Raw genomic sequence first — 13,542 nt, 5'->3', positions numbered from 1 at the left:
ATAAGATACTGCCGAGTAAAATAAAAAATATTATAATAAGCAGGAATATCTTATATAAAAAAGACTGTTCTCATAAATGATAAATATTCACCTTATATTGTGATGAAAAATCGTGGCTGAGGGGTGATGCCTGCATTTTCGTCAGGTCCGGGTTCCATTTCCAGGAACTTTCTCCTGTCACATCACAACCGTAATTTAGAGTATATACTTAGCGATGTGCGAAAGGTCCGGGTAAGGGAGTGGCAATCGCCTGCTGGTACTGACATCACTATCGTTAGTCAATAACAGCAGTCATGGCCGATGGGAAAATTTTTATCTACTGGAGATCAGCAATGAAAAAAGTCATGTTATTCGTACTTTGTGGAATGTTATCTTTTTCGACTTTGGCAGCAAATAAAAACGCCGATATTACGAAGCAATCTCAGACAGTGTGTGATCTGACCTGGGAACAGATCACTGACGTTATCATCAAGCAGCAAACACCAGAAGCCACCGTTGATAAAGCCATTGCCAAGATTAAAAGCCTGAGCCCTTCGCTTAACGAAGATTCAGCCAATCAGATGAAGGGACAGTTACTGACTTCCCTGAAAGCCAGCACCTCAGATGAAGCATTTGCCAGCGCAGTGAAAAATGATACTCAGGGCACCCATCAAAAATTTATGGAAGGCTGCCTGGCCGCAACCACACAAGCACTTTCTAATAGTAAACAGTAAAGCATCAGGCCACAGACAACCACTATGCCAGCATAGCTGGTTGTCTGCCAACACCTGGCAACAGACTCTGCAAGCCGGTCCCACAAATCGCCAATATTGGCCCGGGTAGAATTGCACGACCAAATACCATAATGAATCGAAACAGAATCCAGGCCTTCATGAGACTGATGCCAGACATCTCCGTGCTACGCTCACCAGGGTTTTAATACTGAAAAATCAACTGACATGGTTCAATTCCTGAGATTTTCGGATTTCAACAGCCCGGGAAATTCTTGAATCCAGTAAACGAGCCACTGCAGCAAAAACCGGTACTACCACTGAGTTTCCAAATTGTCGGTAGGCCTGAGTGTCAGACACCGGAATGCGAAAAGCCACTTTGCCAGGCTGTTCAAACCCCATCAGTCGCGCACATTCTCTTGGCGTTAATCTGCGTGGGCGACAGGACATATTGTCCTGATTATCAAATTCCTGATCGCCAAGATGCATGTCCCAGCCCCGATCAATTAAAATTTCAGAACCATCCTTGTGATATCTGGCACTCAGGGTCCGGCATACTGCCGTTTGATCATCTGTATTTACCAGCCCAAACCCGAACCCATTCCCTTTTTCTTTGTGTTTTTTGGCATACTGATAAAGATAGTTCCAAAGTTTTGGCGTCAGGATGTACTTTTCATCAACATCATCATCAAGCAGGTCTTTCACTGTCGGACGTCGTTGTGGAAACTCTTTCACGATATCCCTCAAGGTAAAGCCATCCGCAAGATTGAGATCACGCCTGAATCCAACTAAGACAATACGTTCACGGTGTTGGGGAAGAAAACGCTTCCCGTCGATGACTTTTGGGTCATCTGCTCCCATGGCATCGGCGTCAGCCACGTCATAACCTAACTCATTCAGGGTATCCATGATAACCCTGAAGGTTTTACCTTTATCATGGCTTTTCAGGTTCTTCACATTCTCAAGAATAAAGATAGCGGGCTTTTTCGCCATAATGATGCGCGCAACATCAAAAAAGAGTGTTCCCTGAGTATCGCACTCAAATCCATGTTTTCGGCCCAGTGAGTTCTTTTTGCTAACGCCAGCCAGGCTGAAAGGCTGACAGGGAAAACCTGCCAGCAGAACATCATGATCAGGGATACTGTTATCAATATGGCTGTAAGCCTGCTCCTCAGAGATGTCCTCCTTGTGACTCAGCGTAACATCTCGAATATCTGAATTAAAAGTATGGTTATTTTCATCACAATACCAGTTAGCTTTATAGGTTCTGACGGAATAGCGGTTCCATTCACTGGTGAAAACACACTCCCCACCAATAGCCTCAAACCCACTCCGAATACCACCGATACCCGCAAACAAGTCAATAAAGCGAAAGCGACTCCGGGCATAATGTGCCGGTACTGAGGGTAACAAGCTTTTAAGCATCCTGACCTCAACGTCAACCAGTCGCTTGTTCGCTAGCTTACCATTTACCCAACGGTTGATGGTCTCACGCGTCCAGTCACTGCCACTCACCGCACGCAACACTTCAGCCACAACCTTTTGGTCATAGATCTCAAGAACACTTTTCAACAGCGACAATTCTTCTTCTTGCTTATGCTTATCTGCATGCCGTGACTGTTCAATAAGTTCATTAATGACCGGTTGTAACTCTTTCATGCTGGCTCCATCTGGGTTATCGGTGTGACCAAAAGTCACATAATTAACCCTATCATGACCGTCTGGGTATGTATACAGTGAGCCTGAGTCACTCATGATTGTGGTAAATAACCAAAAAACATTAATTAACCGTCTGTCAAATAAGAGAATACATAAAATAACACTATAATTAGCATGCCTATAATAGTGTGGCACTTCTTCTGTGTTATAGATATCTGGCTCGCCAGAATGGCGTTTATAGTGACAGAAGGTATTTTTTAGTACGTATGACAATAAGATGAATTTTTTATTAAACCAAAAACACCATATTAAAAAGTTATTTCTACTAAAATAGATAGCATCGTTTGTAAATCTAAAATGACTAATCTACTGTAACATTCCAAATAAAATAAAAGCATTCAGCTGCACTATAATCAGGATCGAACTCGCTTATGCCCAGACCTTCGGCACTATACGTTCCACATATCATGAATGCTGAAAATATTCAGCCGGAAGAGCGTGTTAGCCAAATATCACAGAACCTCAATTGTTATGGTATCGATGTTGTGAACAATCGAAGACCAGAAGAGATTATTGCCCACCATAAAACAATATCCGGCGTGCTGGGTGATTATTGCAGTGCTCATGGTTCAAGCAATGAGACTATTTATGACCCTCACACGACACAAGGTTCTGCCGCTTATATATCGGTAATTCTTCACGGGCAACAACGGATTAATACCCGAAAAGCCGATCGCTATGCACAAATAAATCAAGGTACACTTATCCTGCATGAGCGTAATGACTACTACCATTACCAGTGTACTGATGTAAAACAGCTCTATATCCTTCCATACCCGGAACAGGTTAAAGGGATTTTTGATGGCAGACTAAACCAACCCGCGATATCTTTGGAACATCATCATTTAGCGACGTTTTTAAAATCTCATATGCTCTTGCTTGATGCCCAGTCAGCACATCTGGATTCTAAATCCACCGCACTCATCGTCGATGGCCTGCATAATATGGCGTTATTAATGATGCTCGATATCGCCAAAGAACAAGGCTTAATGTCAGAGGGAAAAAGACACGTTATCTTCAATGGTGCCAAATCATATATTCAACAGAATTTTAGTCAGCATGATTTATCTCCTGACCTGATATCAAAAGTACTTCGCTGTTCAAGGGCCAGTCTTGACCGGGCCTTCAATGAACAAAACACCTCAGTGATGCTGGTGATCAAAAATATACGCTTGAATGCGGCTCGTGAAATGTTAGAAAATAATAATAAGTTACGAATTGAACAAATTTCATGGCGTTGTGGATTTGTCAGCCATTCTCTATTTAGCAAACTTTTCCGTGAAAAATATTATACCTCACCAACATCATGGCGAGATAATTTTAAAGGGGCGTTCCAGCCTGAAAATTATAAATAGAAATTAGTGTCGAGACTTAAAATTTTTTGTCTGACGTTCCAGAATATAGCTCACCAGGCTATATAATGATAACCCTAATGATATGAGTGCAATACTGATTAGTATAATAGTGCTGATGTTCATTATCGCCTTTTCTCTGTTACTCATTGCGCATTCAGCATAATAATGATTATTCGAGTATAGAGAAGAATACCAGGCCTCAACACTGTTCTGTGCCACTCAATAGAGAAAATGCGAGTACAGCTCTTACTGAAATGGTTGGAGCTTTTTTGCACTCATACCTGCGATAAAAGGGAGGGAAACCACCCCGGTCGCGAAGAACAACCGAGGCGATTTCTCAGGCCATATGTTACTGACTATGGCGTAGCACAAAGGGAACGGAATCACGCAGGGATGGATTCACCGCACCACTGTGATCAAGGCCGGGATAAAAATGAACCTCAGCCGCAGTACCTGCTGCTTTAACATCTTCTGCAAACTGTTTTTGCATCGCCGTTGGAACATTAATGTCCGCTTCACCAATGCCGATAAATACCGGGCTGTCTATCTTCAGTGTTGGGTACTGTAAGGAGCTTTTGGCTGAAGCCAGCAGGTTCTGAACCGCAGGTTTGAGGCTATTCTCTGCCGTCAACTTCTGCTCCATCACCTCTTCGGTCAGTGGCGTAATACATAATTTATCCGCACGGGCGAGCAGTGGAAGCGCTTTTTCCTGAAAATAATCTTCTGCTTTCAGTTTTGGATTCTTAGCGGCTTCAGATAAGAAGATATAGAAAATATACGGGATCTTAGGGTCTCCCTTCACCACTTGGTCTGGCTTAACGGATGAGAAAATGCTAGCCGCAGAACTTTGATCATTAAAATACGGTGTGCCTGTTAACACAGTACCGTTAATTTTTAGCTCAGGGGCATATTCGGTCTGATAGCCCGCAGTAGCAAACGCAGCATGTGCACCTTGTGATTGCCCGACAATAATAACTTCATTCTTTAACGGGAAAATTTCTTGAGCTGCTTTAACGCTATCAAGTGTACTCCAGGCCTCTGCACGGGCATTAAGGTAATGGTGTAACCCTTTAGACCCTTGACCCGCATAATCAGGGGCGACTATCGCATAACCCAGGGACAACCAGGTATTTAAGTATTGGCTGTCACGCGGAGTCCGGGGATTCAACGAAGGTGCACAGTCATAGGCGATACCTGTCGTTCCATGTGTCCAGGCAACAATTGGCCATCCCCCAGGTGGGGTTGGCCCTTTCGGCAGGAATACTGCCGCCGAATCAATGCGTGAACCTGACCCTTTAACACCATCAGTAGAAGGATATTGAATACGATACTGCTGTGATGCTTCCATCAGGCCAAAAGACTCTGGCAGGGCTGTTTTAGTAATACCGGTCGAGTTCACTGTGTGATTCGCTTCTGCAATAACAGTGTGGGAAGAGAGGATGGCTATGACTGGAATGACCCAACGTAACTGTCGATTTAAGTAGCTCATAAGAAAACCTGTCCATGTGAATGATAATTAAATGTATCACTAATAATATTATCAGTCGTACAAATACATGTAATGCCAGTGTAAATATGGTATCCATTGTATATCAAACACTTCACACCATACATTTATAACTAATAATTAAATATGAAACTATTTTTTTGGTATGTCACTGACGTCATCTTTTTGCATACGAATGTTCTGCCATAGATGCTTGGTAAAAGGCATAGTATTCAATAAGATGATCTCACTTTCCCCTTGGTTTATTGAAATGGTTTTTTTATCAATATGTAAAGTGTCCCCTTGTGATAAGGCAATCTGAGATTGATACCACAAGATCATATGTGACCGCCTTTCCGCCATAATGATAGAGAAAAATGAGTGATTAGACGGATGAGTAAAAGTATCAACAGCTATCCAATGCATGTTTACCTGCCTTAGCATTATCAATGCCCGTATTATCGTTACAGGATCAAAAATCTTTTAAATACTCTTTCTAATCAAATAGGTATTAGTTTTTCATTTGGGTAAAACTACCAATAAGGCATATTTTTAATACCTTGTTCGCCAGGTGATGACCAAGCTGGCTTCAGCATAACAATATTGATTTAACATCAATAGATGCTGTGCTTTTGCCCGTTGTATCGGACAATTCCCTTTCAGGAACAAAGTTTACCATTTAATGCTTATAAAAATAGATCTTATCGTGCGTAAATATACTTACGATATATTTACTGTCCCATAGTGATGGCTAAATGACAATATCGTAACTTGTCCAGACCGAATCATTAACAATAGCCATACAGCTATGTATGTCAGTTTGGTTTACGTAACAGGTCGGGCAGGTGTTATTATCATTATGTCGGCCACACGAATAACAATGAGCTACTTTCTGACCGTTACTGAACTCCCACAAGTATTTAACGAATGACGATAATGTTTGTGAGAAAGCATGCTATGGCGCTGGAAAAAAATCCCCTGTATACCTCCGTCATAAATGCCGACAAGATGGTCCCCACTGGCAGCGGCTCTTACCCCAAGAAGCCGGTTATCTTACCTGTAACTTGAGATATACTGTTGATAAAATAGCCGCCTGGCAAAAATATATTTAAAGTAACAGCTACCTTGTTTACGAAAAAGAAAGGCAGCTCACTAACGAATAACTCAGCCCCTGGTATCTGTTGTTTAGTAAAAATCAATCTATATATCTGCGAATACCATTCAGTCGTGTCATACTCCCCCTCAGTAACTTATTTTAGCAATTTTGCTTAAATACTTCCCCAGAGGGTTTTTTACGGTAACTAATTGAAGCCACAGCATCTACTGAGAAGCTAAAGACTCATTTATTCGTAGTATAGTAAGCGAAATATTCCTGTACGGGGTGACGGATGAACTACTCCATTGGTGAGTTCGCAAAACTTTGCGGTATTAATGCGACCACATTACGAGCATGGCAACGACGTTATGGCTTACTAAAGCCACAACGTTCTGATGGAGGTCATCGTCTTTATAGTGATGAAGATGTGCAACAGGCTTTAAATATTCTCGACTGGATTAAAAAAGGCGTTCCAGTCAGTAAAGTAAAAATCTTACTTGAAAGGCCTGAAGAAGAGTACACAAACCAATGGCTCTTTTTGCAAGAACAATTGCTACAGCAACTCACTGACGGACGTATCGAGGCGGCCAGAAATACTGTTTATGATTCCGGCCGTGAATATCCCCGTGAAGAGCTGGTAACGCAATTATTGCGCCCACTGCGCAGAAGAATATCAGCAAATATTGCGACGGCTATTACGCTCAGAGAAGTACTGGATAGCCTTATTATTGCCTATACTTCATTTTGTATTGAAGGTGACAAAAGGGCTGCAGGCAGTAATTACCTTATCAGTGGGTGGCATTTAACCGATCCTGGCGAAGTATGGCTGGAGGCTCTTAAACGCACCGGTCAGGGTAAGCGTATCGATGTGCTCCCCCATTTACCCGCCATGTTGGCACCCGATATATTTCCTGAACGTCACTGGATCCTCGTTACCGCAGAAAAACTGACTACTGCGATGCTGAAACAGCAACAACAATGGCAGGATAGTGTTAAGTCCCTTGAAATTGTTTCCCTGTAAATAGACAGACTCGTTTGCCCCTTTCACCTGAGTTGCACGCCAATTCCTGAGACCATCGGTCTGCCACCTTGCGAGTTATATTCCTGCGCCTCTGCCTGGCTGGAAAATACCCTACCTGTGACCGATATTCACCACTTCTGGGTACTACCAGATACTCCCCCCTAATACTCTCCTGCCAAAGAATGATACTTTTTTCGCCTCAAGCGTTAATAATAACCAATTGATAATAATATATATTTTAAATTTTACATTTTAAAACTTGGACAATAATATTCATTTGTGTAAGTTTACTGGGTTCCAGTTGGCTTATTTTCTACACTTTTACGGTGAAACAGGATGCAGAGCCAGGGCATTAACCCTTTTTCCTGACAGGGCAACGAGGTACATACCCGTGTGTTATGACGGCTCGAAATCAGTGAAATTAGGTGGCTTACGGACGATACCCACGTGATATCCACCGTTAATAAGAAAACGATCATCAAGGAATGTCATCATGATAAGTAAACCAAAGATCGGAGTCAGTGACAGCCTGACGGGATTACAGGTAGGCTTACCACAGGATGACAATTTCCTGCAAAGTTTACTGGGTAAGGGTTATTTCTCAGCGGATACCGTCGCCGTTGATGCTGCTTTTACGGTCCCTTTGCCAACCCCATGCTTTGCTTACACCACAGCAGACTGGCCGCTAAAGCCAGATAATTTGAATGGTTTAATCATTGATAATGATTTAACAAATAGCGAATTAACAACCCGCCTCCCGGTAGCAAGGCATACACCGTCAGGCACAACGACCCAGGGAGAATATGCCTGGCTTCCATTAATAGATAATGGACAGTTACGTGATCCGGTACTTCGTGAAAATTTTATCATTTGTGTTACCGCACTTCATGAACTGAACAATCTGAGGAAACAAACGTTAACCCGTCACGCGTTAATAGATTTTCATAGCCGCTACAAACTGGTTTTATTGGCTCATGATCAGCCTGGTTATCGGGAAATTGGCCCTTTTGTTGCCGCAATTAACGAATGGCAGGATTTAGAAGAATTTTTCGTTATTTATCGAAAAAAACTGATGAATATATTACAACAGCCTGCATCTCGTGAGAATCACGTCAATGCGATGATGCACATCCAGGGATATTTTAATCGTCAAATCACCGCAGAACAACGCCGTGAATTATGTGATGTTATCCATAACTATCGTTTAGGGCATTTACCCATTAATGCTCCACTGACTGAACTAAAGAGATACCTTTCAAAGTATCCCAATGGTTATCTGGCGACACAGCAATATTTTAAGTTATACCCGAATAATTGGTATTTAAATTAAAATGAGAAGGCCATGACCTGACCTGTTAATGGCTCCCGTTTTACCCCATTAAGACGACATGATTATTGTCGTCTTTTTTTTTATTTGGCAGTCTGATCCTGACGAAATAACAACGCCACATCACCTGATAACCCGCTATCATTTTTCATCAAACAGATTATTCACGTTATCCATTCATTTAAAACGAACTAAATCCCTTTTAAAAAGCAGTGAATATCTATGACAGAATAAATGATTGTCAGTCATCACTATGGATGATTTATCCATACTATCAGCACAGCAGAAAAATAGAGACCAGCACCGAACACCCCATGTGTCACCACGCTGCGCAGGCGGTTTTTCCAGGGGGTGGCGGTCCGCGTCGCGGCAATACCGGCCCCCATTCCAGGCTGCATCACAAGAAAAGGGAACAGGACGGTTATCACACCAACCAGCACTGCGGGGAGCAAGGTTGGTGCAGACAACCAGGCCACTCCCTGAATCTCTATTAGCAATATGGCAAAAACCACACCCGTGGCGTAGTGAATCACCCAGCCTGACACACACTCACCTGGGATGATTGCAGCCTGGCGGATATTTTGATGCATCAGTTGCCCACGACAGCAGTGACCAATCCAGCGCCCCACCAGGGCATAGTTCAATACTGGCATACCCAGCATTTTCTGAATCACAGCCCAGATATCCATCGTTACTGTGGCACCAATACCTATCCACACGATGTTAATCCACGGTTCTGACATTACCATTATTGCCTCTCTCTTGAGCAAATCATCACGTGAGGACATGCTACAAGTTAAAGTCAACTTCAAGTCAAGGGGCGCGGTTATTTTTCAGCACCAAGTACTGATGCCGCTCTCGCCCTGGAAGGCCAGCCAGTGAAGACCGATTAATGATTATCCTTATTTTGAGCAATGAAGCTTTAAGGAATACCTTAAAACAGAGATTTATCTTCTTTACAAAGATGAAGGTACAATTTTTTTGCAGTCCTCCTGTTCATTACTTAGACTGTCAAGGACACAAAATGATAAAAATGCTCCGCAACGCCAATAGAGCAAGATGAAAACTCAAGCGGAGAATTTCATAAACTGGCTCGGGCTGACCAGCCATTATGGATGATAGAAAATGATAAAAAATTTCTACTTTAAAGCCTTGGTGTTAAGCGGTGGAATTCTCTGCCTTGGTGGCTGCTCAAGTTTAATGTCCCATAGTGGCGGTAAAGAGGGGCTGTATCCGGGTACTCGCGCGAACACCCAAGCCTTGGGGGATTCGGAAACCAGCTGGGCGGTAAAACCCTTGGTCATACTGGATTTACCCTTCAGCGCTGTGATGGATACCGTCTTGTTGCCCTGGGACATGTATCGAAAAGACAACTCATTAAAATCAAGAGTCGAAACAAGTGAAAAACAGAACATGAAGATTAATTCTGTTATTCCACCAGCCAAGACACTTTAAATTTTAGCTTTCAGTCTCTGTGATAAATAATTGCCGGAAGCCATTAACCCCTTGCATCCAGGCAATGTATTTTCCATCGGGTGAGAATACCACGGCATCCGCGCAGGGTTCTTCCTCCGCTGGTGAGGTTAATGCCCTGATGCTGCCATTTTCAGTATTACAGAGCACAACTCTCCCCTGTTGAATAAATCCCAACATTTTGCCGGAGGGGTGCCAGTTAAACGCTGACTGTACCCCTTGATCGTCTTGAGTTACCTGCCTCGGCTCTCCTCCATTGGGTGAAATCACCCATAGCTGGACAACACCATGATCATCACGCATTAGAAATGCCAGCTCACGACCATCCGGGCTGCTGCGGATCCAATGACGTGGTACATTAACAATTCCGGGATAGCGATTCTGGCTGGTAAAGGTCAGTCGACGCTGTGTGACGCCTTTCGGGGGCGCGGGCATCGTCACCGGAGTGCCGCACAGGGGATCATCACCAGCCTGTTGTAAAGAAGCAAGGTCATCAGGTAAGTCTACAATGAACAACTCGGGTACTTTTTCGCCAGTGATGGAACACGTGTCACCAATAAATGCCAGCGCCCAACGTTGCATTTGACCTGCCGATGTAAGATAACCTTGCTCCCCCACCCAACCTTCTTCATAAGCCCGTTGGATATCATCGCTACCAGGTTTGGGATCTGCGGTCGTGTGGCTCACCAGAACGCAGAAGTGTGAACCATCATATTCCCGGGGATGCTTTTTCGGTGTAATAACGGGACCACAAGGCAAAGCCACACCAATATTACGTAGATCAAGTCGTACATCATATTCATGCAATACTGCATCATTGTAGGTAAAACTGAGGCGGCTACCATCAGGGCTCCAGACATGAACGTGTGTCCCACCACGTAAGGCACCCGGAGTAAAGGGTGGCGTCATGTCCATCGCATCCAGTGTGACAGCCTGCCCGGCAGAGACGATCACGCCACGACGACGGTGGAAGTCGTAATGCCAGTGAGCATCTGGGTTTTCCGGGCCATGAATAAAGACATAGCGGTCAGGAGATTGAGGATTTACCGTCACTACGCCAACATGTGCGCCATGGGATGCACGATAAACAACATCAATATTTCCGTTAAAAACATTCACCCGCTCAATGGTCTGTCCCGTAAAGGAAGCACCGGAGGGCCGCACATCGAAGGCAAGCCACTCACTGTCCGGGGTCCAGCTATTGATATTAGTTAACTGGTGATGACGCGGAGCGAAAGTCAGCTGTCTGCTCACAATGATGCCCTGAAAAGTGATAAAAGGTGGTAACCCGTTCTAATTTAATTAAAAACAAATTTCTCGATAGCGTAAGCGACACCATCCTCAAGATTACTCTTGGTAATAAAGTTACTGACCGCTTTGGTTTTCTCAATGCCATTACCCATCGCGACGCCAATACCGGCATATTCAATCATCGCAATATCATTTTCATGATCACCAATAGCCATGACTTCTTCTGATTTAATACCCAGTTTTTCAGCAATGCCCTGTATTGCGGTACCTTTATTTACACGCTTATTCAGTATTTCAAGAAAATACTCGGAGCTTTTTACCAAGTTATAACGCTCAAAAACTTCTGCAGGAATTTTAGCTATCGCGGCGTCCAGTACCTCTGGCTCATCAATCATCATAACTTTCAGGAAGGGGCCGTTCTGCGCCATATTTTCCGCTTCGCAAAATACCAGTGGAATAGTGGTCACCATGGACTCTTTTACGGTATAGCGGCTTATATCTCGGTTGGCAGTAAAAAGTGTATGACGACTCAATGCCTGAAAATGTGCCCCCACATCCCGGGACAACGCTTCCAGGTAAACATAGTCATCCTGGTTGAGCGGAGTTTGTATTACTGCACTGCCATCACTCGCTTTCTGCACCAGCGCACCATTATAGGTAACACAGTAATCTTCTGAATTATCCATTTCCAGCTCTCGCAGATAGCTTCCTACCCCTGCGTAGGGACGCCCGGTACAGAGCACCACATAAATACCCTGTTTACGTGCTGCAGCAATCGCTTTTTTTACCGCAGGAGAAATAGTATGGTCTGGCAGTAGTGTCGTGCCGTCCATATCCAGTGCAATAAGTTTTATAGCCATGAACGTACCCTGAAATAGTGAGTTTTCTTCATGCTAACTCGATTTTGCTAAAAAAACAGCTGCCATGTTTAACCTCTCACCATAACCTCCTGAAGTGAAAAAAAATCTCTTCGAAAATGATTAGTATTTCGATTACCCTGGGTTATATTCTATATGTTAAAAATGTAACAATACTTAAGCGGCTACCAGCAACCATTACAAGAGGTATGACATGTTTTCCATGGACAAAGTCCAGGTTGGGCTTGATTTAGCAACAAGTGTCACCATTTTAGCAGCGGCTTTTACATGGTGGTTAAACAAAAGGAAAGAGCGTAAAGCAGGGGTGATCGACAGTGCTCGCGCGACCATTATCGAAAATATAAACCAGGCAACCAATGAAATGGCTCTCTCGTTTAATGCCTTTGTTAACTTTGCTGTTTCCATTGAAAGAAAAATAGACAGGCCAGCCAGAATAAGTGAGGAGTATTTCCTTGAAAAAATCAGGGCTGGTGAAATAGATTATCGTGAAATAAACAGTTTATTCACTGATAATTTAAAAACCATGAATGCATTTTATGAGCGAGCATCAACATTAAGATACACTATTTTTCCTTCCCTTTATTCAATTGGCCATCAAATCGATGCGATAAGATTGATAAAAAAAGAAATTTCAGACGTCCTGGTTTCATATAACAGTAGTAACTCCAGCTATGTATATTTTGCCAAAGAAATATCTGACCTGCTGGAAAAAATCGCCGTCACTAAAAAAACCAGTGATAACGACGTCGAGATAATGAAAATTGTTTTCTCAGAATATCATCAAGAAATATCCAGTATTATTAAAGACAGTGACTATCATATATTCTTAATTTCTTATGTCGAAAAAGAAAGAGAATACTTGCTGGAATCAATGAAAAGTGATGAACGTGACAAATACACTGAAGATGAAAGCGACCTGTTAAACGATCTTGCTCATAGACTCGTCGCCGCAATGATTAACAGTCCTGAAGACATCATCGCCATCTATTTAAAAAGACTGAGCATGCAGATTCAAGAGAACAGAAAACAGTGTAAAGAGTTCCTTGTGACACTCAGTGCTGTATCCAGCAAAATGCAGCAAAGAACAGAAACGCTGTCTATTGAACAAGCCTATAAAGATTTGAGTTCAAATGATTATTTAGCAACAGAAAAAGAGATCCGGTAATTAAAAATACCGTATCTCAATCATGTATTGCCTGTCTTTAATCGACTTCCTCGAACAGCAA

General features: G+C 43.0%; 11 protein-coding genes. 6 read left to right on the top strand and 5 right to left on the bottom strand.

All coding sequences use genetic code 11. From position 1 onward, the window contains the following. Positions 1-332: 332 nt before the first annotated feature. On the top strand, positions 333-713 hold the full coding sequence (locus JK154_RS07020; protein WP_211991805.1) for a hypothetical protein: 381 nt from the start codon (positions 333-335) through the stop codon (positions 711-713). Positions 714-929: 216 nt separating this feature from the next. Here the strand turns inward: JK154_RS07020 and dcm are convergent, their stop codons facing one another. Further along, entirely contained in the window at positions 930-2,369 is a 1,440-nt protein-coding gene (gene dcm, locus JK154_RS07015) for a DNA (cytosine-5-)-methyltransferase (RefSeq protein ID WP_211991804.1), read from the bottom strand. A gap of 431 nt (positions 2,370-2,800) precedes the next feature. Between dcm and JK154_RS07010 the strand changes: the two genes are divergently transcribed. Continuing rightward, positions 2,801-3,784, top strand: coding sequence for a helix-turn-helix domain-containing protein (locus JK154_RS07010; RefSeq protein WP_211991803.1), 984 nt, complete (start codon positions 2,801-2,803; stop codon positions 3,782-3,784). A 349-nt stretch (positions 3,785-4,133) separates the two neighbouring features. Here the strand turns inward: JK154_RS07010 and JK154_RS07005 are convergent, their stop codons facing one another. After that, the gene (locus JK154_RS07005) at positions 4,134-5,273 is read right to left on the bottom strand and encodes an alpha/beta fold hydrolase (protein WP_211991802.1); all 1,140 of its coding nucleotides are present in this window, start codon (positions 5,271-5,273) and stop codon (positions 4,134-4,136) included. Between the two features lie 1,385 nt (positions 5,274-6,658). On the opposite strand from JK154_RS07005, the gene JK154_RS06995 reads away from it, so the two are divergent. After that, positions 6,659-7,387: a MerR family transcriptional regulator gene (locus tag JK154_RS06995; protein ID WP_211991800.1), complete on the top strand. Its 729-nt coding sequence runs from the start codon at positions 6,659-6,661 to the stop codon at positions 7,385-7,387. A gap of 493 nt (positions 7,388-7,880) precedes the next feature. Further along, complete coding sequence (locus tag JK154_RS17810; RefSeq protein ID WP_211991799.1) at positions 7,881-8,717, top strand: DUF1722 domain-containing protein; 837 nt, start codon at positions 7,881-7,883, stop codon at positions 8,715-8,717. Positions 8,718-8,965: 248 nt separating this feature from the next. Here JK154_RS17810 and JK154_RS06985 read toward each other — a convergent pair whose 3' ends face one another. Continuing rightward, complete coding sequence (locus JK154_RS06985) at positions 8,966-9,463, bottom strand: DUF2938 domain-containing protein (RefSeq protein WP_249215807.1); 498 nt, start codon at positions 9,461-9,463, stop codon at positions 8,966-8,968. A gap of 376 nt (positions 9,464-9,839) precedes the next feature. Between JK154_RS06985 and JK154_RS06980 the strand changes: the two genes are divergently transcribed. Beyond that, positions 9,840-10,169, top strand: coding sequence for a YceK/YidQ family lipoprotein (locus JK154_RS06980; protein WP_211991798.1), 330 nt, complete (start codon positions 9,840-9,842; stop codon positions 10,167-10,169). A 3-nt stretch (positions 10,170-10,172) separates the two neighbouring features. On the opposite strand, the gene JK154_RS06975 is transcribed toward JK154_RS06980, so the two are convergent. Further along, positions 10,173-11,444 carry a DUF3748 domain-containing protein gene (locus tag JK154_RS06975; protein WP_211991982.1) on the bottom strand — a complete coding sequence of 424 codons (1,272 nt, stop codon included), beginning with the start codon at positions 11,442-11,444 and terminating at the stop codon, positions 10,173-10,175. A 41-nt stretch (positions 11,445-11,485) separates the two neighbouring features. Next, on the bottom strand, positions 11,486-12,298 hold the full coding sequence (yidA, locus tag JK154_RS06970) for a sugar-phosphatase (protein ID WP_211991797.1): 813 nt from the start codon (positions 12,296-12,298) through the stop codon (positions 11,486-11,488). A 220-nt stretch (positions 12,299-12,518) separates the two neighbouring features. Here yidA and JK154_RS06965 point away from each other — a divergent pair, with 220 nt between their 5' ends. Continuing rightward, positions 12,519-13,481, top strand: coding sequence for a hypothetical protein (locus tag JK154_RS06965; protein ID WP_211991796.1), 963 nt, complete (start codon positions 12,519-12,521; stop codon positions 13,479-13,481). Positions 13,482-13,542 lie beyond the last annotated feature (61 nt).

Origin of the sequence: Citrobacter sp. JGM124 (genome assembly GCF_018257795.1) — a bacterium.
GTDB lineage: Bacteria > Pseudomonadota > Gammaproteobacteria > Enterobacterales > Enterobacteriaceae > JGM124.
Note: the sequence above shows the minus strand (reverse complement) of the source record. Positions and strands in the feature narration are given on the sequence as shown.

Coding starts and splice junctions, on each gene's coding strand:
- yidA (WP_211991797.1), bottom strand. CDS start 12,298: ATGGCTATAAAACTTATTGCACTGGATATGGACGGCACGACACTACTG.
- JK154_RS07005 (WP_211991802.1), bottom strand. CDS start 5,273: ATGAGCTACTTAAATCGACAGTTACGTTGGGTCATTCCAGTCATAGCC.
- JK154_RS17810 (WP_211991799.1), top strand. CDS start 7,881: ATGATAAGTAAACCAAAGATCGGAGTCAGTGACAGCCTGACGGGATTA.
- JK154_RS06965 (WP_211991796.1), top strand. CDS start 12,519: ATGGACAAAGTCCAGGTTGGGCTTGATTTAGCAACAAGTGTCACCATT.
- JK154_RS07010 (WP_211991803.1), top strand. CDS start 2,801: ATGCCCAGACCTTCGGCACTATACGTTCCACATATCATGAATGCTGAA.
- JK154_RS06995 (WP_211991800.1), top strand. CDS start 6,659: ATGAACTACTCCATTGGTGAGTTCGCAAAACTTTGCGGTATTAATGCG.
- dcm (WP_211991804.1), bottom strand. CDS start 2,369: ATGAAAGAGTTACAACCGGTCATTAATGAACTTATTGAACAGTCACGG.
- JK154_RS07020 (WP_211991805.1), top strand. CDS start 333: ATGAAAAAAGTCATGTTATTCGTACTTTGTGGAATGTTATCTTTTTCG.
- JK154_RS06985 (WP_249215807.1), bottom strand. CDS start 9,463: ATGGTAATGTCAGAACCGTGGATTAACATCGTGTGGATAGGTATTGGT.
- JK154_RS06980 (WP_211991798.1), top strand. CDS start 9,840: ATGATAAAAAATTTCTACTTTAAAGCCTTGGTGTTAAGCGGTGGAATT.